The sequence below is a fragment of the Staphylococcus sp. GDY8P119P genome (assembly GCF_017892075.1).
GTDB classification, from domain to species: Bacteria; Bacillota; Bacilli; order Staphylococcales; family Staphylococcaceae; genus Staphylococcus; species Staphylococcus ureilyticus.
The window spans coordinates 20254-41597 of the sequence record NZ_JAESKJ010000007.1 but is presented as its reverse complement, the minus strand read 5'-3'; the positions used below and the strand labels follow the sequence as shown (position 1 = coordinate 41597).

Here is a 21344-nt window from a genome sequence, read left to right as displayed (position 1 = left end):
TATTTTTTAACTTCACTGTAACCCACAAGCTTTTTCTAGATGTTACAGTGGGAACTAGCAAATTTGATAAAAGTAATTTTGCAAAATCGAAAACACAAATTTAAACACAAATTTAAAAGTATTATCTCTTAGGAGGATTTATTAATAATGAAAAAAACAGTATTAGCTTCAACGTTAGCAGTAGGACTCGGCGTAACAGGGATCGCAGCAGGAAATTCAGCAGATGCGTCTGAACAAGGTATCGATCAAGCACAACTAGCTCAACAAGCACAAAACAACCCTGAACAATTAAATGCTAAGCCAGTACATGAAGGTGCTTATAACTATAACTTTAATCAAGATAATTTAAATTATAACTTTGAATCTGATGGCACATATTGGTCATGGAGCTATGGTGAAGGTTCAAACGGATCAAGCGATGCATCAACACAATCAACAACTAATGTAGGACAACAAGAACAAGCACCGCAAACTCAAGACCAACCACAACAAGCTTCATCAGAACAACCAGCACAAGAGCAAGCACCTCAAACTGAGCAAACGCAACAACCACAACAAGAAGCAGCTTCATCACAACAATCAACAGATAATTCAAGTGAAGCATCAAGTGGTTCATCAGTAGAAGTAAACGATCACTTGAAACAAATCGCGCAACGTGAATCAGGTGGCGACTTAAAAGCAGTTAATCCATCTTCAGGTGCAGCAGGTAAATATCAATTCTTACAAAGTACATGGGATTCAGTAGCGCCAGATGAATATAAAGGTCAATCACCAACAGAAGCACCAGAATCAGTACAAGATCAAGCAGCAATGGATTTATATGAATCTGAAGGTGCTTCACAATGGGTTACTGCATAATAAGATAATATGCAATTTTAAAATATGAATATAAATGTATAGAGTGAGTGACATATAAAGCTCATGCTAAAAATAAAGGACTAATCCGTTAGCAACAACATGGATTAGTCCTTTTTACATTGAGGGAAAGACATATATTTTCGAAAGTTATAGAATTAATTGTAGAAAATTAATAGAAAAGTTAATTTTAAAAAAGATATTTAAATAATATACTAAAAATAATACTTAATTTAAAACTGCTGACTTATTAATTAATGAACTAAATCTTGCAATAATAGAATAAAAAGTGCTTTTATTACAACATCATTACAATAAAATTGAAAATATAACTAACCCTAAAACGATGATGATGGCGTTCTAAGGTTTTTTGATGAGTGTAATATTTAACTTTTATGTCATTAGGACGTAAAAAATCTAGATGTTTTTTTAACTTCACTGTAACCCACAAGCTTTTTCTAGATGTTACAGTGGGAACTAGCAAATTTGATAAAAGTAATTTTGCAAAAAACGAAACACAAATTTAAAAAGCAAATTTAAAAGTATTATCTCTTGGGAGGATTTATTAATAATGAAAAAAACAGTATTAGCTTCAACGTTAGCAGTAGGACTTGGCGTAACAGGAATTGCAGCAGGAAATTCAGCAGATGCGTCTGAACAAGGTATCGATCAAGCACAACTAGCTCAACAAGCACAAAACAACCCTGAACAATTAAATGCTAAGCCAGTACATGAAGGTGCTTATAACTATAACTTTAATCAAGATAATTTAAATTATAACTTTGAATCTGATGGCACAAATTGGTCATGGAGCTATGGTGAAGGTTCAAACGGATCAAGCGATGCATCAACACAATCAACAACTAATGCAGGACAACAAGAACAAGCACCGCAAACTCAAGACCAAACACAACCACAACAAGATTCATCAGAACAACCAGCACAAGAGCAAGCACCTCAAACTGAGCAAACGCAACAACCACAACAAGAAGCAGCTTCATCACAACAATCAACAGGTAGTTCAAGTGAAGCATCAAGTGGTTCATCTGTAGACGTGAACGATCACTTGAAACAAATCGCGCAACGTGAATCAGGTGGCGACTTAAAAGCAGTTAATCCATCTTCAGGTGCAGCAGGTAAATATCAATTCCTACAAAGTACATGGGATTCAGTAGCACCAGATGAATATAAAGGTGTATCACCAACGGAAGCACCAGAATCAGTACAAGACCAAGCAGCAATGGATTTATATGAATCTGAAGGTGCTTCACAGTGGGTTACTGCATAATAAAATAATATTTAATTTTGAAATATTGTATCATCAGTCCCTAGGTTCTTTTATAGAATCTAGGGATTTTTCATTTTTTAGCGGAACATGAAAATGATTAAATTAGAGCATAATATTAAACAGCTTATAATAAATTGAAGTAAACATTATATACTTATAATTCAACATAACCCGCATACATTGAAAAACATACGTATTTTTATTATTATGTTTTCTGTATTAAAAAAATTATAATTTGAAATTGTAATTCTGAAACTTTTTAGCTATTGCTGAAAAGTTTCTTTTTGTGTTGAAAGCAAAATGGACGAAGTATAGTTAAGAAAATGGTTGTTCAAAAAATAGATTAATCTATAGAAAGAGGTGTTGGTTCAATGGTATATAAAATTCATCTGAAAAATATTTGTTTTTGTCTTTTAGGTACTTTTTTAATTGCAATAGGCGTCAATTCTTTTGTTTTAGCTTCAAATTTAGGAGAAGGTGGTACAGTCGGTATTTCTTTGAATCTAAAATATACTTTAGGTCTTTCTCCAGCGTTGACGACACTTATCATTAACATCATATTAATTGGTGTTGGTTGGAAATATCTAAGTAAAACAACTGCACTTTATACTTTGATTACTGTGGTTGCAAGTTCATTCTTCTTGGGTATTACTGAATCTTTTAATTTAAATTTAGAGTCTGATTTTATCAATACTATTTTTTCAGGCGTGCTCATTGGTATCGGTACAGGATTTGTGATATCTGCCCGTAGTACATTGGGCGGTACTTCAGTTATTGCAAAAATTATAAACAAATACAGCGAAATTAAAACGTCACAAGCATTATTTATACTTGATTCATTGATAGTTTTATCATTCTTACTTGTCTTACCTATACAAAATGTACTTTATACTATTGTCATGTTGTTTATCGTTGAAAAAAGCATGTCTTTTGTAATAGAAGGATTTAATCCTAAAAAAGCGATTACTATTATTTCAGATTTTAATGCAGACATTAGTAAACAAATTAATGAAGAAACAGGTCGTGGCTCAACACTGCTAAATGGTGTAGGAGGATATCAACAAAAAGAGACGAATGTACTTTACGTAGTCGTTCCTCAAAATCAGTTAGCTAGAATTAAAAAAATTGTAAATCGTCATGATGAAAATGCCTTTTTAGTAATCCATGATGTACGAGATGTCCTAGGAAATGGGTTTATGAAATTACAATAAGCATAGAAAAGCAATATCTTCAAATTAACTACAAAAATTTGAAAATACCAGTCTTTCATTTATATATTGGATGGCTGGTATTTTTATATGCGCATTTGTTATGGGATAAATATGTTATCATTACCAATTTTTAAAATAAGATACGAGATAAAAAGATAACAGTGGTAACTGTAAAAATACTAAATAATGTAGAAAATAATACAATTTGTGCATGTAATTCCGGTTCAATTTGATATTCCATGGCAATCGTAGAAGTATTTCTTGAAGTAGGAAAAGAACTAGCAATAAAAAGTGATTGTGCGACAACACCGTCTAAACTTAATAAATAGATAACTGCTAAAGAAAGTATTGGACTTATTATTAAACGACCAATAAGTGACCATGAAATAACGCGATGGAAAAAGTTGATTTTAATTCTGGCAAGTTGTGCTCCTAACAAAATCAGTGCTATAGCTACAAATCCATCAGAGAGTTGATCGAGGGGAATTAAAATCGTTTTGGGAAGCTTAACAGTAAAAACTTGGCAGATAATTCCTAGCAGAAGTGCATGAAAAACTGGTAGACGTAAAAATCCGCGTGTGATATCTGCCATTGATTTACTAGCTGATAATAGATTATACATACCATAAGAATATGTGAGTAAATTTTGAAATACTAAAATGAAAATTTGGACTGAGACACCGATTGGATTATGACTAAATACGAGTTGACTGACTGGTAACCCGTAATTTCCTGAATTCATTAACGAAATACTATTTTTTAGAGCAGCACTTTCTCCTTTTTCTAAATGTAGACATTTAGAAATTAAATTGCCAAGTAAAATTAAAATAACGCTGAAAATGATAATATAATATATTATGTTTAGTAATAAAGGTATATCAATGTTAATTTGGTAAATGTTTACAAATACTGATGCCGGCATTAAGCAGTATGTTATTAAAGTGGAAAAGTGTTTAAGATTAAAAGAAAATTTTATTTGAAGTATTAAACCCAACAATATCAGAAGTAAAATAGGCAAAATAACTTCTGAAAGAATAAAAATAAACATAAGCAACCTTCTATCTCTAAATATTTTATGTGATGAAAAATAATGCAATATTCATTTACTTTTACGTTAGCACATATTTATTATAAGTAAAATAAATCTTAATAATTAGAATTGATAAGTAAAGGTTATCATTATGTTGCTCAAATAGTAAGTGAAATGTAAAAATCTCAATAAATATAAAGCGTGCGGTAGCTAATTATGTAAAAAAAGTAATTTTAAAAAGACAAGGTACTGAAACATAAACCCTAGAAAAATAACACTCATATGATTTAATTCAATCCATCTGAGTGTTTCTTTGATTATTCAATACTGCAGCATATTGTTGGCTCGATTTCTTAGGGACAGATTCAGTCTGTCTCGTCTTCAGATTGTCTTGTTCCAGCAAACGTCTCGCCAAAATACAATGTATTCATATGTACTTTTACGTTAAATACTTTAAAAAATAAGACACTATATCAATCCAAGTAGTAACTCAATGAGCTAACTATAATTAAAACAGTATTGAAAAAGGCAATTTCTATTGAAATAATATAGAAATTGCCTTTTTCACTTGTCCAAGAACTTTATGTCCCAGACTATTTTTTAATTAACTTGATAGATATGTCTAATATTTTGTATGACATTATCATATGTTCATACAGTGTTTCAAAGCATCATTTACTAGACAAGTTGTTTAAAGTTTTCTAGGCGTTTTGCTTTTTCTTCATCACTAATACCATGTTTTTTAACATAGCGATTATTTTCGTGTTCAGCACATTCATGGCAACAAGCGCCTAAATAACGTGCTTCATTTTCTTCAGATACTAAAATTTGACGGTTACATTCAGGATTAGAGCAATTGATGTAACGTTCACAAGGTGTCCCATCAAACCATTCCTTACCTACAACAGTTTTTTCAACTTGATTGACATCTACACTGATACGTTCGTCAAATACGTACATTTTGCCGTCCCAATACTCACCTTTTGTTTCTGGATCTTTTCCATAAGTGGCGATACCACCTTCAAGTTGGCTTACGTCTTTAAAACCTTCTCTTAATAGATAACCGGAGAATTTCTCACAGCGAATACCGCCAGTACAATAAGTGACGATTTTTTTATCCATAAATTGATCTTTATTTTCTTTAATCCAGTCTGGTAAATCTCTAAAACGAGTAATATTAGGTCGAATCGCACCACGGAAATGTCCTAAATCATATTCATAATCATTACGCGCATCGATAACAATTGTGTCATCATCAAATAATGCTTCTTTAAATTCTTTAGGTGATAAATAATTACCAGTAAGTTCTTTAGGGTTAATATCTTGCTCTAAATCTAATGCTACAATTTCTTTTCTAGGACGCACGTGCATTTTTTTAAACGCGTGACCATCTGCTTCATCAATTTTGAAAGTAATTCCTTTGAATCTTTCATCTGATTGTAATGCGTTCATATATTTTTCTGTTGCTTCAACTGTTCCTGATACAGTACCATTAATACCTTCAGTTGATACTAAGATACGTCCTTTAAGCTCCAAATCTTTACAAAAATCTAAATGCTCTGTAGCAAATGTTTCTGGGTCTTCAATCGTTGTATATTTATAATACAATAATACTCTGTAATCCATAATTCTATTCTCCTCTAATTTATTTCTGTTTATAATAGTTTTATATAAAATTAATAGTTTAGTGATGTCGTGCGGCTATCATTCATAATGATATTATGAATGTTTGCTATATGCTTTTATAAAAGGACGAAATTCTCCTCACTATATTGTAACAAAAAAGGAACAATATTCAATTTAAAAATTTTGTAAAACTAAATATTGTCAAAAATTTTTTGAAGAGCATTTGAATTATGATAAAAAACATGTTCTTTTCAAATTTATTATCAATGAAAAGAACATGTATATAAATTTACTTATTTTTATTTGTAAAGATAAGTGCAACTACTAAACTAATTGTACTGATAGCAAAGATAATATTCATAATAGAAAGTGTTTCTATAATCACTACATCTTTGCCTAATCGTTCAAAAGCATTTTGTTGCATTTCTTTCTCTGAATTAAAATCACTGTCAGCTCTTGAAGGCTTTTCTTCAATATCTTCTAATAATCTTTCTTTAACTTTAGGCATGTTATACCTCCTTATTCTCTATTATAATTTTTCCCTATTAACAAAAAATAAACCATCAATATATAGGCGTTTGCATCATATGCTTGAGGTGGCTATACTTTTATTAATCAATGAAATAAAGCAGGAGAGGATAGAATGGAAACTGTATATTTAGCAGGTGGATGCCTTTGGGGTGTTCAGGCATTCGTTAAGACATTACCAGGTGTCATTCAAACAGAAGCTGGTAGGGCAAATGGTATTACGCATACACTTGATGGAGAATATGATGGTTATGTAGAAGTAATTAAAACGAGTTTTGAACCGGAAAAAGTATCTGTTTCTGATTTAATGGGGTATCTTTTTGAAATTATTGACCCTTATAGTGTAAATCAACAAGGTCAAGATATAGGATTAAAATATAGAACTGGCTTATATAGTGAAGACGCAAAACATTTAAAAGAAGCACAGGCATACATAGATGCAATTGAAGATCATCATCATATAGCCACAGAGGTATTGCCACTGACGAATTATGTTAAAAGTGCAGAAGCACATCAAGACAGATTATCAAAATTTCCAAATGACTACTGTCATATACCTAAAGGACTTATTAATAAGTATAAAAAGTGATGAAACAATATAGATTTTAAAGTAAAACTTCTTTGTATATTTTGAAAACATTTTCATAAAAAATAACCATAAAATTTTTGAAAAAAGGGTTTGACATTTAAATTTAAGGCGCGTAATATACTAAAAGTACATGGGGTGTACTAATGTATTTTCATCCCTTTAAATACTTAGTCATACGCATTATACTAAGACAAATATTTTTGTTTTAGTCTTTTTTTATCTTATAGTACACGGGATGTACGATTAAAGGAAGGTAGTTGGAAAATGTTGAATGAATTTAAATTTATTTTTAAAAATAAAATGTTAGTGGTCTCTTTAATTGCTATATCGCTTATTTCATTGCTATATGTAGCTTTGTTTGTTGGTTCAATGTGGGATCCATACGACAAGACAGAAAATCTAAAAATATCTGTTGTCAACCATGATGAAAAAGCAACGCTTAATAATAAAGATATTACTATCGGTGATGATTTAGTAGACAAATTAAAAGATAATGATAAGTTTGATTTTCAAGTTGTTTCTGAAAAAGAAGCAGATAAGCAATTGAATAGAGGTGAAAGTGTAGGAACAATTATCGTTCCCAAGAATGCTTCATCCAATGCAACGACAATTTTAGATGAAAATCCTAAAAAAATAAATCTGGAAACTAAGGTGAACCCAGGCTCTAGCTATACGGGCAGTCAATCTGCAAATTCAGCTATCAATACAGTGACTGAATCTATAAAAGATAATATTAGATCAAATTATTTGAATGAATTATTCGCTAGTGCTAAAAAATCACAATCAGGTTATCAAGATACATCTGATGCATTAGGGCAAATGTCTGATGCAGAAACACAACTTATTGATGGTAATCAAGAAGTGACAGATGGTATTCAACAAATGGCGCCGATGGTAGGTCAACCAGCTCAAAAGTTATTATCAGGAAATCAGCAAGTAACAGATGGGTTGAAAGAGCTTCAGGCTAATAATGACGAATTAAAATCAAAAATAGACGACGCAGTGAGTCAGCAAAACAATGTTTCATTTGAATCCGAAAATGAAAAAGCGCTTAATGATGTTACTAAAGTAAAAGAAAATAATCCGACGAATGCTGATGAATATGGTGCAACAATTGTTCCTTATATGGCAAGTGTAAGTTTATTTGTTGGTGCGCTATCGTTTAGTGCGATTTATCCATTGAGAAAAACGATTGATAAATCTACAACTTCAATAAGACAAACTTTAGGAAAATTTGCGTTATATATTGTTCAAGGTGCGTTATCTGCATTGTTCATGAGTAGTTGGGTATTATTTGTATTTAATATGTCAGTTGGTAATGTCTGGAAATTTATATTAGTAGGGTTATTATGGGCTATTGCAGCAATTACAATCACATCATTCCTAACATTATTCTTAGATAGAATAGGACTCTTTATATCAATGATTCTTTTAATCTTACAATTGAGTGCAAGTGAAGGTATGTTCCCAATAGAGCTTTCTGCAACGTTCTATAGATGGATACATCCATTTTCACCAATGTCCTATGCTATTCAAGGATATAGAGAAGCAATATTCACTAATGCAGGTCACTTCGACTTTGGATTTGTTGTAGCTCTACTTATCGGAATCATTATCGTAATGATGATTTTACAATATTTAGTTTTATTATGGTTTAATAAACGTGAAAAATTACCACTTTCTATCGAATTCAAGTAACTTATAAAGGGGGATAAAGTGATGAATGATGTAGATGCATCGATTGAGAAAGCGATAACCAAATTTCAAATCGTGATGCTGTATTTAAACAAAGAAATTATTGAAATGGTGAATGAATCATCTCTCACAAACCTACTTTCAAGAGAACAAATTGAAGCGATGAGAATTATTCAAACAAAAGGTCAAGTTACGATTAATGAGTTAGCTGGGCTACAAAATATATTTAAAACAGCTGCTTCAAAAAGAATCGGTAAACTTGAAGAAATGGGTTATGTGCAAAGGGCACACTCAAACAATAAAAGAATTAAATTAGTCCAATTAAGTTTAGAAGGTGAAAGTTTCTTAAAACAAGCGACTTCAGCAATGAGTGAATCAGTGAAAAATCGCTTAGGTAACCAATTTTCACTTGAAGAAATAGAAGATTTTGTAAATCAATTGGAACGAATCGATGAAGCGTTTAGAAAAAGTAAATAATTACTAAGCAATTAAATGAGTTATACATGGACTTGTAGCTACAGGATTAGTATACTAAATGATATAATTTCAAGCGTATACTAACTGAAAAACATAAATTTTTGATTAGGGGTGAAACATAATGAAAAGAACAGCTGAACGTATACTTGCCTGGATTGGTATTGGTTTACAGCTATTAGGTGTAATTGTTCTGGCAATATTCTTACCATTAATTGGAAATGGTGACAATAAAAATGCAATGATACAAGCAATGATGGAAGATGATAGTTCAATCACATATGAAAATGGAGAAGCGGTTATTAATATGTTAAGTGCCTTGGTAACTGCAGGACTAGTATTATCTATTGTGCTACTTATAGTGGCGATTATTGGTGCAGTGTTAATTGGTAAAAAAGCCAAAGCTGCCGGCATTTTATTAATCATTGTGGGTGTTATTTCATTAATCGGTAACTGGATTACTGCCATTTTATGGTTAGTAGCCGGTATCATGTTGCTAGTAAGAAAACCTCAAAAACCTATTTATAGCAGAGATGAAGAAGATGATGCTAATCCCTTTATCAAAGATGGGTCACAAGTAAATGAACATAATAACTCATATGTATTATCTGAAAATCAAAAAGAGAACGAACAAGAAAAAATCAAAGAAAATTATTCCGATACTGACGAGGATAATAAATATAAATATTAATTTTTAATCCAAGTTTGCCTTTGATAGGTAAACTTGGATTTTTTATATATTATTCAGATTTGATTGTATCTAAAATTAATTGGAGTTGGTTATATAATTGATGTGGTTCTATCTTCGTATTTGTATTTTTAGAATTATGTTGTTTTATAAAATCTTTTGGTGTCATATGCATCACATTTTTGAAATCTCTCAAATAAGTATTGTATGAACGGAACCCATAATCTACCCAAATTGATTCGCTATTGCCATTTGTTAATAAATCCCTAGATAAACTATAGATTTTAACTTTTTTAATGTATTTGATTAATGAAATATTCATTTTTTTTGAAAATTCTCTAGATAAATAACTACTATTTACGTAAAATGTTTTAGCTAGTAAATTAAGCGTTAATGGTTGCTTGTAATGTTGGTTAATATATTCTACAACGTTTTTAATTAATTTATTCGAGTAAGTCAACTGACCATATATATTTGCTTGAGATGAATTGAGGTAATTAATTAATTTAATAACTCCGATGTCTCCATTAAATAAATTATTTTCTAAAATATTTTTTAAAGTTGTAATATAAGTTTCGGTAATCAACTTACTTAATTTATATTTTTCTAGAAGATTTTCTCGATTGATTAAGGTGAAACGATGATAACTTAAATTATTTACTGAAATACAAGCAAGCATACCTTCTCGATGTACAATGAGATTTTCTTCGAAATCGTATACCACAAATACATCGCCTCGATGAAATATAAAATTTGATTTTACTTTTTGGAAATGAATCATACCTGAAATAACCAAATATATATTGGAAAAGTTAGGTGTATTTAAATGTTCTAATTGATCACCTTCATCATAAATGATGTGATTATAATCCATTGAAACCCTCCATTCCTTAAATGTTGCTAGAAAAGTTAGCATCAATTTATGTAAAATGAGAATCAGATTAAGTATTAAGGTATTGGGAGTGAGAGCAATAAATTTGTTTTGGAAATGTAGATATACTTAAATTTAATTTCATTTATTTAAATAGTACTCTTTTTAAAATTAATACGTCAATTAATGTTGCGTAATTATAATAAAATAAAATTCTAAAACTAAAAAAATGGATAATTTTTACATCTGTTTATAATATATTCTATTATTGAGCGTAAAAATAGTGATAAATTCGAACAATTCGTGAATAATTTTGAAGTACTGAATAATTGAAAATATTTTCAGCGTTGTATTAAGTCAGTATTCCAGCTAATTAGCAAGATGTCATAGGGTATTGATTTCCATAAAATGAGAATCATAAAAGTAGCATTTTAGTGAGTTTAGCGTCCAAAAAATAGAATGCTGTAAACAAATTGGGGTAATATCAAATCAAGTAGCATAAATTGGATTGTTATTAAACTAAATTAAAATGCAATAAAATAAGTTGTTCTATTGAGGAAGATAATAAAAACATGTAAATTGATAGTAAAGGTTAATATAGACATTAAATTGAAATTAACGAATGAGGTGAGCTAAATGATGATGATGATTGGTATACTTACACCGCTATTGGTTATTGGCTTTATAGTTATGTCAATTTTGGAAGAAAAAAAACGAAACAAAAGAGAGCAAGAAAATAATAACGATGATCAAAAGCACATAAATAATACGACTAATAGCAATGAGGATAACCGTAAAGATGAATAATTCATTATTTTATTGTTATAAACCTCTTTAAATAGTAAAGTGCTCCATTAAATCATGCACATATTAAAATAGTATGAACAAAGCAAAGTTTAGCATTTTATTGATACGATATAGGAGTTGAAATATAAAATTGATTTCTAATTTATCAATTTTTATTTCACTCCTAATTTTTATATTTTCAAAGTATATCAACGACATAATTTTAATGGTCAGATATCTAAATTTAACTTAAACACAAATGAAATATGTCTAGTGTTAAATTTTCTTACAAGGAAGTGTTATATAATGAGTGAAATGATATATATATTACAAAGTGTATTATTACCTATTTTCATAATGATTGTATTGGGATTTATCTTACAGAAAAAGTTCACACTAGATTTAAAAACTTTAGCGAAATTAAATATATATGTGTTTGTACCAGGATTTATTTTTGTAAAGTTTTATAAGACAAATTTTGAATTACATTTATTATTATATATTGTAGTTTTCTTTATAATATACATAATTTGTTTATATATCGTGGGCAAAGCTTTAACTTTAATAAACAAGAGGGATAAAGGGGAAGCTACGACGTTAACCAATAGTGTATTATTTTTTAATTCTGGAAATTATGGCGTACCAGTTAATGACTTAGTGTTTAAGGGAGATCCACTCGCGATGTCTGTTCAAGTCATCGTTTTATCATTACAAAATATTTTCACTTTTTCGTATGGCATTTTTGCAATACAGTCTGCACAAATTGGAAAGTTAAAAGCGATGTTAGGGTATTTTAAAATGCCAGTGCTATACGCTTTGTTACTTGCAATTATTTTAAATTATGCGGATATCCCCATACCGGAATTTATTTGGACGCCAGCTAATTATGTGGCAGATGCGATGATTGCAATTGCTTTAATCATGCTAGGAGCACAAATTGCGAATATAAACTTTACTTTCAAGTGGTCACTATCATATATTTTTATATTTGTACGTTTAGTCATTGGACCAGCTATCGCATTAATCATTATAAAAATCATGGGTATTGAAGGAGTGATTGCACAAACACTTTTTATCGCTTCAGCAATGCCAACATCAGTAAATAGTTCTGTGATAGCGCAAGAGTATGACAATCATCCTGAACTTGCAGCAGAACTTGTCTTTTTATCAACTTTATTAAGTTCAATTACTGTGGTAATTGTTATTTATGCTTCTAAATTATTATTTTAGATAAATAAAAAGTTATATGAATTATCATTACCAATACGTTTAAGCGCTGAGATATAAAAATTAAATCTTGGCGTTTTTTATTTCAGTTTTTAGCAAATTTTTATGAATTAAAAAATCACTGATGTATTTAAAGTGCTGAAAATTTTAATGCCACTTTTCTTGCTATATCAAACTTAAACCATGTAATATCCTTGTTTGTCTATTGTATAAAAATTGAATCGAAAATATTTTGTTTGTAAAAATAATTTTTATTTTCAAATTTATTGTGCTATAAATATAGCGTGAACGACATTTAAAATAAATAGTTTGAAAATAACTATAAATTGAAGGATGGTATATGTGAAAGAGATTGTATTAGGCATAGATATCGGTACAAGTTCTGTTAAAGCCATTGCTATTAATAAAAGAGGTGACGTTTTAGATAGCGTCAGCGAACCCATCGATGTTATTAATCAACAAACAGGTTTTAGTGAACAAAATCCAGATGACTGGTTTAAAGCTTCTAAAGATTGCATTAAGTACTTATTAAATTCTGTAAAGTTAGCAAATATGAAGATCAAAGGTATTTCATTTTCTGGCCAAATGCACAGTTTAGTACTGCTTGATCATCAATTTCAACCACTTAGAAATGCCATTTTATGGAATGATACAAGATCCACTTTTCAATGCGAACAAATAAAACAGCAATTTGGTGAATATGTAATGGATAATCCTGTGTTAGAAGGATTTACATTAACTAAGTTGTTATGGGTAAAAGAAAACGAACCATTGATTTGGTCCAAAGCAAATGTGTTCTTATTGCCTAAAGATTATGTGAGATTTAAATTCACAGATACGATAAATATGGAGTATTCTGATGGCTCAAGCACGTTGTTAATGGATATAGCATATAAGTGTTGGAATAAAAAAATTTGTGAGTATTATGGTGTATATCAACTATGTCCCAATTTAATTGAATCACAAAAATTTGTAGGATACATCAATACTTCAATCGCAGATGAATTAGGTATGGGTGATGATGTGGCAGTATTTGCTGGGGGTGGAGATAATGCCTGTGGTGCATTAGGTGCAGGTGTTATTAACGATGGCGATACATTATGCAGTATCGGCACTTCTGGAGTGATACTAGCGTGTGATTCTGAGCATACGGGTACTTATTATCACAATATACATCATTTTAATCATGTACTCCCTGAAAAATCTTATGCGATGGGAGTAATATTAGCTGCAGGAGATAGTTTGAAATGGTTTCAAAAAAACATCGCTCCAAATTTAACTTATAGTCAAATTTTGGATGAAGCAAAACAGTCTTCTATAGGGAGTAATGGTTTAATATATGCACCATATTTATCAGGAGAACGTACACCTCATGGGGATAGTCAAATTAGAGGAAGTTTTATTGGCTTAAGCCGTATGCATTCGATTAAAGATATGGCTCGCGCGGTTATTGAAGGTATTACTTTTGCATTATATGAATCTATCTATTATTTACGTGAAAATGATAAAAAAATTAAAGAAATGACTTCTATTGGTGGTGGAGCTAAAAGTGATTTTTGGCTTCAATTACAAGCTGATATCTTCAACGCTAAAGTATATAAATTAAAGCATGAAGAGGGACCAAGTATGGGTGCAGCGATGATAGCAGCAAAAGGTGTAGGGTGGTTTCATGATACCGCTGAGATGGTAAGACAATTTATACAATATGATAAAGTATTTGAACCATGTATAGAAAACCATATGCAATATAAGCAGTATTTTGCAATATATAAAAAAATCTATGGTGATACCAAAAAAATAACAAAAGAATTATTAAAGTTATCGCAATAAAATTATAATATCGGTGCAATTATGTCGCTATTTCTTATGATATTTCCTGGAAAATAAAAAGCTTAAAAAATATAGACGGTTGAAAAAATACAGTTTTTACGTTAAATTAAATATGAAATAAACATAAAATGCATATCAATTAAATAGAGATAAGTTTAGACCACTGGAAGTGCCTTTATGACAAAAGGCTGAGACGAGCGTGATACGCTAGAATTCCTTGAACCTGATCCAGTTTGTACTGGCGTAGGAAAAGTGGCGTTATAAACCGTATTAGTCCGTTCATATTAACGTTATTTTTCCTATTTGGAAAAGTAACGTTTTTTTATTTTTAGGAGTGATTATAGTGATTATTGCGATTACCAATTATCATAAATTAACCAAGAAAGATAGCGCGAATTATTGTGAAGTTGAACCTTATATTGATTATCTCATCGTCAGGTCACCGATGTGTACTTCTGAGAAGATTGAATGGATTAACCAACTAAAGCAACAACATTTTCCAAAAGATAAAATTATTATTCACAGTGATTATCGTGTACTCCAATCTTGCGGCTTATCACGCATACATTTTAGAGAAAATGATGAGCAAATCCGTGCTTTAAAACAACATTGTTCAGACATAAAAATAAGTATGTCTACACACAGTAGCCATGCAATTCAATATGCAGAAGATTTAAATTTAGATTTTGTACTTTATGGGCACGTATTTGAAACAAAGTCTAAAAAGGGGTTAACCCCTAGATCATTTAGTGAGGTCAATGAAGCATTGAAAAGTGATATTCCCGTAATCGCATTAGGTGGCATTAATTTAACAACTATGCCTCATTTGCCTAAGGGATTTCAAGGTATCGCAGGTATTTCTATTTTTAATCACTCAATAAAAACAGTACAAGCGTTACACAGAGCATGGTTACATTATGAAACAACACAAAATTAATGATTTACTAATCAATAAGCGAGAAAGGAATGAATCATGATGCATTGCATTATTAATGGTGATAATTTCACATTTGAAAATCCTTTAAATATACAAGAGGTATTGCAAACACTTGGTTTAGACGAAAAAAGAGTGATTGTTGAACATAATAAAAAATTAATTAAGCAAAACCAATTTCAGAATCATGTCGTTAATGATAAAGATTGTTTAGAATTATTAGAATTTGTAGGAGGCGGATAAGATGTTTAAAATAGGAAAATTTGAATTTAATTCAAGATTGTTATTAGGTACTGGTAAATTTGAAACAGAAGCCATTCAAAAAGAGGCAATAAATGCATCTGAAACAGAGGTTTTAACTTTTGCAGTACGTCGAATGAACTTATATGATGAGAAATTTCCTAATCCTTTAGCAAAAGTTGACTTATCAAATTTTGTTACTTTTCCTAATACTGCTGGAGCAACTTCAGCTGAGGAAGCGATAAGAATTGCAGAAATTGCTAATCATGCCAATCTTTGTGACATGATTAAAGTAGAAGTGATAGGTGATCAGGAAACCTTACTACCTGATCCGCTAGAAACATATGAGGCGTGCAAGGTTTTACTAGAAAAAGGTTATACAGTGTGTCCTTACATTTCAAATGATGTTGTACTTGCTAAGCGTTTAGAAGAATTAGGAGTACACGCGATTATGCCACTAGCTTCACCTATTGGTACAGGAAGAGGAATAAACAACCCTTTAAATCTACGTTATATTATTGAACGCGCCAATGTACCCGTAATTGTGGATGCAGGGGTTGGATCACCAAAAGATGCATGTCATGCTATGGAATTAGGGGCCGACGCCATTTTATTAAACACAGCAATTTCTAGTGCGAAAGATCCAGGGAAAATGGCAGAAGCCATGAAATTGGGTATTCAAGCAGGAAGAATGAGTTATCAAGCAGGGAGAATACCAGTTAAGTACACAGCTCAAGCTTCAAGTCCAACAGAAGGCATCGGATTTTTATGATGGAAAGATATTCTCGTCAAATACGCTATAAAAATTTTGGTGAACAAGGCCAGCGTAAACTAGCGCAAACACATGTGATGATTGTAGGAGCAGGAGCGTTAGGAAGTCATTGTGCAGAAATATTAACACGTATGGGGATTGGCGAGCTTACGATTATTGATATGGATATTGTAGAATTATCAAATTTGCATAGACAAGCCACTTATACTGAAAACGATGCACAAATGATGATGCCTAAAGTGGAAGCACTAAAAAAGCATTTGTTAGATATAAATTCTAATATTAAAATCAACACATTATACAAAGAAATAACTTGCACCAACATTGAACACATTTTAAGAAAATCAAATCCTGATATCGTCATGGATGGCATGGATCATTTTAAAATTAGATACTTGATTAACGAAGTATGCCATAAATTTTCGATACCTTGGATTTATGGGGCAGCAATCGGAAGTCAAGGTACCGTTTATGGTATTGATTATAAAGGCCCATGTTTAAAATGTGTGCTCGATAAGATGCCAGAATCTGCAGAAAGTTGTTCTATTAATGGTGTGTTACCTACAGTTATATACCAAGTAGCTAGCATGGAAGTTTCAGAATTATTACGTTGGATAACAGCATCTGGATTCTCTCAAAAATTAATAACGCTAGATACTTTTTCAATCCAGTACCATACAGTGAATATCAACCAACTTAAAAATGACGATTGTAGCATTTGTGTACATCAGAGATATGATTTACTGAACCAACCTCAACATACAAACATAGAATCTCAATGTGGCAATACATTTTTGCTTCGTTTCGATGAAAATATTTTTGAATATGCACATTACCTACCTGCCAAAATTAAAAAGACCAATAGCTTTGCTAAATTACTTTCTTATAACGAAATCGATATTACTTTATTTAAAGATGGTCGTATGAATGTTTATGGCTTGGAAGATGAAGGACAGGCGCAAGCATTATATACACATTTTGCTAAAAGCATAAAATAGGACATTTACATTTCTCAAAAGCAAAAATTTTAGAATAAAAATTAAAGTTTCTTAAATCGTAACAAATCTGTGACATATTTGTTAACAGCTCTTCTCAACATTGAAACACTATATATTGTGGTATAAATTATGTTTATATACAATATATAGAAAAGAAGGGGTAAAATGAATAAATTAGAACAAAATTTAACGAAACTTATTACAAAAGATCCAACAGTTATTAACGAAAATGCTAATAAAGATAGTGCCACTTTTTCTACAATGAGAGATTTAACAGCAGGTGTTGTATCTAAATCATATGCTTTGGATTACTTATTACCTAAACATATAGCTGAAGCACATAAAAGTGGAGATATACATTTCCATGACTTAGATTATCACCCATTTCAACCACTCACTAACTGTTGTTTAATTGATGCTAAAAATATGTTGAAACATGGATTTCGAATTGGCAATGCATCTGTGACATCGCCAAAATCAATTCAAACAGCTTCTGCTCAGCTTGTACAAATTATTGCCAACGTCTCTAGTAGTCAATACGGGGGTTGTACCATTGATCGAGTAGACGAATTATTAAGTGATTACGTAAAATATAACGAAGCAAAACATAGAAAATTGGCACAACAATTTGTTGATGATACACATATTGATGCATATGTTGATTATCAAATCACCCAAGATATTAATGACGCAATTGAAAGTCTAGAATACGAAATAAATACACTTTATACTTCAAATGGACAAACGCCATTTGTCACTCTTGGTTTTGGTCTAGGTATAGATGAATATAGTAGAAAAATTCAACAAGCGATATTGAAAACACGAATAAAAGGACTTGGAAAAGACCGTATAACAGCTATATTTCCTAAATTAGTTTTTTCTATTAAAAAAGGTGTGAATTTTAGTGAAGATGACCCTAATTATGATATTAAAAAATTAGCATTAGAGTGTTCTACAAAAAGAATGTATCCAGATATATTAAATTATGATAAAACTGTAGAAATTTTAGGTGATTTTAAAGCGCCAATGGGTTGTCGTTCTTTTTTACCAGTATGGAAAAATGAGCAAGGTGAAGCAGAAAATAATGGAAGATGTAATTTAGGTGTAGTAACGCTTAATGTGCCGAGAATAGCTATAGAATCAGATGGTGATATGGAAAAGTTTTGGGAAATCTTTCATGAACGAATGCAAATTATGCACGACGCATTAGTTTATCGCATTAAACGTATGGAACAAGCTACACCTGATAACGCTCCAATTTTATATAAAAATGGTGCGTTTAAACATCGTTTAAGTGATGAAGAGAGTGTTATGTCATTATTTAAAAACAAACGTGCTACGTTATCGATAGGTTATATTGGTCTGTATGAGGCAGCTACTGTTTTTTATGGCCCTGAGTGGGAAAAAACTGCAAGAGGTAAAGCCTTCACCTTACAAATTTTAAAAGCTATGAAAGTTTATCAATTGGAATGGACTGAACGCTACGACATTTGGTTTAGTATATATAGTACACCAAGTGAATCATTAACAGATCGTTTTTGCAGATTAGATAGAGAAAAATTCGGCGATATATTAGATATTACAAGCAAGGGGTATTATCAAAATTCGTTCCACTACGATGTGCGAAAAGATATTACACCATTTGAAAAGATAGATTTTGAGAAAGATTATCCATTTTATGCTAGTGGTGGTTACATACATTATTGTGAATATCCAAAATTAGACCATAACATTAAAGCATTAGAAGCGGTTTGGGATTATTCATATGACAAAGTTAGTTATCTAGGAACAAATATTCCTATAGATCATTGTCGTTTATGTGATTTTAAAGGTGATTTTAAAACAACTGCATCAGGATATCAATGTCCAGAATGTGGAAATAGCGACCCTAAAACCGTAGATGTAGTAAAACGAACATGTGGCTATTTAGGTAATCCAGTGCAACGTCCTACAATCGAAGGTAGACATAAAGAAATTTGTGCAAGAGTAAAACACATGAAAGACCAGTCGATATGACAATACTAAATATCATTAATGGACAAGGTTACATTGCCAAAATAGAGTCACAAAGTTTCGTAGATGGCGAAGGCGTGAGATGTAGTTTATATGTTTCAGGGTGTCCATTTGCATGTTTAAATTGTTATAACAAAGCAGCTCAAAATTTTAAGTATGGTGAGAAATTTAATATTGAAACTTTAAATGAAATATTAGAAAATTGCGAACCTGATTATATAGAAGGTTTAAGTATTTTAGGTGGGGAACCATTTTGTAACTTAGATATAACACTCAATTGTGCTCATGCATTTAGACAACGTTTTGGTCATAGCAAAACCTTATGGGTATGGACTGGATTTTTATTTGAATACTTAAGGAATGATCAATCTCAGAGAAATGAATTATTGAAAATTATAGATGTACTCGTCGACGGTCCTTTCATGCATCACTTATATAAACCCAATTTACCTTATAAAGGTTCATTAAATCAACGTGTGATCGATGTGCAAAAATCATTAGTCGATGGTAGAATCCATGAGTATATAATTTAACATTGTGGTTATATCTGTGTCCTGAAATTGAGGCGAATTGCTATTAATATGATATAAAGTTAATTACAATCATAATTAAGACAAAAATAGATTTAGCAAATTGCTAATAAAGGAGCGTATGAGCAATGTGTACAGGTTTTTCATTTATGTCTGAAAATCATCAAGCTATATTAGGTCGAACAATGGATTTTGTTTATCAATTAAAAGGTAATCCAGCGGTTCAACCACGCCACTATTACTGGGAATCGCGTGTAGAGTATAAAGGTGAAACATTGTATGGCTTCGTAGGTTCTGGCAGCGATATGGAAGGATTTTTATTTGGAGATGGTGTTAACGAGCATGGCGTTGGTGTTTCAGTACAATATTTCAGAGGATATGCTTCTTATGCAAATGAAACTAAAGCAGGCTATATGAATATTGCTCAAAATGAAGTGATAAATTGGATACTAGGTTATAACAAAAACATAGCTGATTTAATTAAAAACGCACAAAATGTTAATGTCGTGGCACATACTTTGAACGATCTCTCTGAAGTTCCACCGTTACATTATCATATTTCTGATGATACGGGTAGAACGGTAGAACTCACTTTTGATAAAGGTCAAATAGTCGTTAATGACAATCCAGTTGCCGTTTTGACTAACAATCCTGATTTGAATTGGCATTATGAAAATTTAAGAAATTATATAAACATTTCACCACATAAACCAAATGAAAGAAATTTTGCTAATATTAATTTAAAATCATTAGGCAATGAAGGTGGCACCTATGGCTTACCAGGTGGATACACATCATCAGAAAGATTTGTTCGTATTGCTTACTTGAAAAATTATTTAGAAGAAGCAGCAAACAGTCCTGAACAAGACATACTTAACGCTTTTAAATTATTGGAAATTATGAGTATACCTAAAGGCGCAGTTAGAGATGAACAAAATGATTTACATTATACGTTATATCAGACGGTCTTAAATTTAACGACACGTACATTTTATATTAAATGGTATAACTCTAATAAAATTACTGAACTACATTTATCAGAAGATCTACTGAATAAAAAAGAAATGACTATTTTTGAGCCAACTGATGGATTAGCGATAAATCGCTTGAATTAAGATTTAAAGCGAGCACTTAATTAGAATGAATTTTAAACAATCAA

Annotated in this window: 22 protein-coding genes and 1 riboswitch; of the genes, 17 read left to right on the top strand and 5 right to left on the bottom strand. The window is 31.0% G+C overall.

Going from position 1 to position 21344, the window contains the following annotated elements:
• Positions 1-147: 147 nt before the first annotated feature.
• The 3 genes from KA830_RS09755 to KA830_RS09745 all read left to right on the top strand — a co-directional run bounded on the left by KA830_RS09755 (position 148) and on the right by KA830_RS09745 (position 3354).
• Positions 148-858, top strand: coding sequence for a transglycosylase family protein (locus KA830_RS09755; RefSeq protein WP_210123910.1), 711 nt, complete (start codon positions 148-150; stop codon positions 856-858).
• A gap of 568 nt (positions 859-1426) precedes the next feature.
• The gene (locus KA830_RS09750) at positions 1427-2143 is read left to right on the top strand and encodes a transglycosylase family protein (protein WP_070038833.1); all 717 of its coding nucleotides are present in this window, start codon (positions 1427-1429) and stop codon (positions 2141-2143) included.
• 371 nt (positions 2144-2514) lie between these two features.
• Complete coding sequence (locus KA830_RS09745; protein WP_046206940.1) at positions 2515-3354, top strand: YitT family protein; 840 nt, start codon at positions 2515-2517, stop codon at positions 3352-3354.
• A gap of 130 nt (positions 3355-3484) precedes the next feature.
• Here KA830_RS09745 and KA830_RS09740 read toward each other — a convergent pair whose 3' ends face one another.
• The 4 genes from KA830_RS09740 to KA830_RS09730 all read right to left on the bottom strand — a co-directional run bounded on the left by KA830_RS09740 (position 3485) and on the right by KA830_RS09730 (position 6518).
• Positions 3485-4402, bottom strand: coding sequence for an AEC family transporter (locus tag KA830_RS09740; RefSeq protein ID WP_204179802.1), 918 nt, complete (start codon positions 4400-4402; stop codon positions 3485-3487).
• A 274-nt stretch (positions 4403-4676) separates the two neighbouring features.
• On the bottom strand, positions 4677-4799 hold the full coding sequence (locus KA830_RS13805; protein WP_256324342.1) for a hypothetical protein: 123 nt from the start codon (positions 4797-4799) through the stop codon (positions 4677-4679).
• Positions 4800-5062: 263 nt separating this feature from the next.
• Positions 5063-6010 carry an oxygen-dependent tRNA uridine(34) hydroxylase TrhO gene (gene trhO, locus KA830_RS09735; RefSeq protein ID WP_204179801.1) on the bottom strand — a complete coding sequence of 316 codons (948 nt, stop codon included), beginning with the start codon at positions 6008-6010 and terminating at the stop codon, positions 5063-5065.
• A 289-nt stretch (positions 6011-6299) separates the two neighbouring features.
• Positions 6300-6518 carry a hypothetical protein gene (locus KA830_RS09730; protein WP_046206943.1) on the bottom strand — a complete coding sequence of 73 codons (219 nt, stop codon included), beginning with the start codon at positions 6516-6518 and terminating at the stop codon, positions 6300-6302.
• Positions 6519-6653: 135 nt separating this feature from the next.
• Here KA830_RS09730 and KA830_RS09725 point away from each other — a divergent pair, with 135 nt between their 5' ends.
• The 4 genes from KA830_RS09725 (at position 6654) to KA830_RS09710 (ending at position 9987) form a co-directional block, all read left to right on the top strand.
• Positions 6654-7127 (top strand): peptide-methionine (S)-S-oxide reductase, encoded by a 474-nt coding sequence (locus KA830_RS09725; protein WP_204179800.1) that lies wholly within the window; start codon positions 6654-6656, stop codon positions 7125-7127.
• Between the two features lie 264 nt (positions 7128-7391).
• On the top strand, positions 7392-8825 hold the full coding sequence (locus tag KA830_RS09720) for a YhgE/Pip domain-containing protein (RefSeq protein ID WP_046206945.1): 1434 nt from the start codon (positions 7392-7394) through the stop codon (positions 8823-8825).
• A 21-nt stretch (positions 8826-8846) separates the two neighbouring features.
• The gene (locus KA830_RS09715; RefSeq protein ID WP_046206946.1) at positions 8847-9299 is read left to right on the top strand and encodes a MarR family winged helix-turn-helix transcriptional regulator; all 453 of its coding nucleotides are present in this window, start codon (positions 8847-8849) and stop codon (positions 9297-9299) included.
• Between the two features lie 121 nt (positions 9300-9420).
• A complete protein-coding gene (locus tag KA830_RS09710; protein WP_046206947.1) occupies positions 9421-9987 on the top strand; it encodes a DUF4064 domain-containing protein in 567 nt (188 codons plus the stop codon).
• 49 nt (positions 9988-10036) lie between these two features.
• Here the strand turns inward: KA830_RS09710 and KA830_RS09705 are convergent, their stop codons facing one another.
• The gene (locus KA830_RS09705) at positions 10037-10858 is read right to left on the bottom strand and encodes a helix-turn-helix domain-containing protein (RefSeq protein ID WP_064209976.1); all 822 of its coding nucleotides are present in this window, start codon (positions 10856-10858) and stop codon (positions 10037-10039) included.
• 633 nt (positions 10859-11491) lie between these two features.
• Between KA830_RS09705 and KA830_RS09700 the strand changes: the two genes are divergently transcribed.
• The 10 genes from KA830_RS09700 (at position 11492) to KA830_RS09655 (ending at position 21300) form a co-directional block, all read left to right on the top strand.
• Positions 11492-11662 carry a hypothetical protein gene (locus KA830_RS09700; RefSeq protein WP_155390634.1) on the top strand — a complete coding sequence of 57 codons (171 nt, stop codon included), beginning with the start codon at positions 11492-11494 and terminating at the stop codon, positions 11660-11662.
• Positions 11663-11947: 285 nt separating this feature from the next.
• Positions 11948-12871 carry an AEC family transporter gene (locus KA830_RS09695; RefSeq protein WP_046206948.1) on the top strand — a complete coding sequence of 308 codons (924 nt, stop codon included), beginning with the start codon at positions 11948-11950 and terminating at the stop codon, positions 12869-12871.
• Between the two features lie 339 nt (positions 12872-13210).
• Positions 13211-14698: a xylulokinase gene (gene xylB / locus KA830_RS09690; RefSeq protein WP_046206949.1), complete on the top strand. Its 1488-nt coding sequence runs from the start codon at positions 13211-13213 to the stop codon at positions 14696-14698.
• 155 nt (positions 14699-14853) lie between these two features.
• A riboswitch (TPP riboswitch) is annotated at positions 14854-14966 on the top strand.
• 75 nt (positions 14967-15041) lie between these two features.
• The gene (locus KA830_RS09685) at positions 15042-15635 is read left to right on the top strand and encodes a thiamine phosphate synthase (protein ID WP_052722082.1); all 594 of its coding nucleotides are present in this window, start codon (positions 15042-15044) and stop codon (positions 15633-15635) included.
• A 39-nt stretch (positions 15636-15674) separates the two neighbouring features.
• Positions 15675-15875, top strand: a complete 201-nt coding sequence (gene thiS / locus KA830_RS09680; protein ID WP_204180472.1) for a sulfur carrier protein ThiS — start codon at positions 15675-15677, stop codon at positions 15873-15875.
• Position 15876: 1 nt separating this feature from the next.
• Positions 15877-16644, top strand: coding sequence for a thiazole synthase (locus KA830_RS09675; RefSeq protein WP_046206951.1), 768 nt, complete (start codon positions 15877-15879; stop codon positions 16642-16644).
• Positions 16644-17642 (top strand): HesA/MoeB/ThiF family protein, encoded by a 999-nt coding sequence (locus KA830_RS09670; RefSeq protein WP_204180471.1) that lies wholly within the window; start codon positions 16644-16646, stop codon positions 17640-17642. The genes KA830_RS09675 and KA830_RS09670 overlap by 1 nt, the downstream gene beginning before the upstream one ends.
• Positions 17643-17807: 165 nt before the next feature.
• On the top strand, positions 17808-19658 hold the full coding sequence (gene nrdD, locus KA830_RS09665) for an anaerobic ribonucleoside-triphosphate reductase (protein ID WP_064209978.1): 1851 nt from the start codon (positions 17808-17810) through the stop codon (positions 19656-19658).
• Positions 19655-20188 carry an anaerobic ribonucleoside-triphosphate reductase activating protein gene (gene nrdG / locus KA830_RS09660; RefSeq protein ID WP_046206953.1) on the top strand — a complete coding sequence of 178 codons (534 nt, stop codon included), beginning with the start codon at positions 19655-19657 and terminating at the stop codon, positions 20186-20188. The genes nrdD and nrdG overlap by 4 nt, the downstream gene beginning before the upstream one ends.
• A 125-nt stretch (positions 20189-20313) precedes the next feature.
• A complete protein-coding gene (locus KA830_RS09655) occupies positions 20314-21300 on the top strand; it encodes a choloylglycine hydrolase family protein (RefSeq protein ID WP_064209980.1) in 987 nt (328 codons plus the stop codon).
• Positions 21301-21344 lie beyond the last annotated feature (44 nt).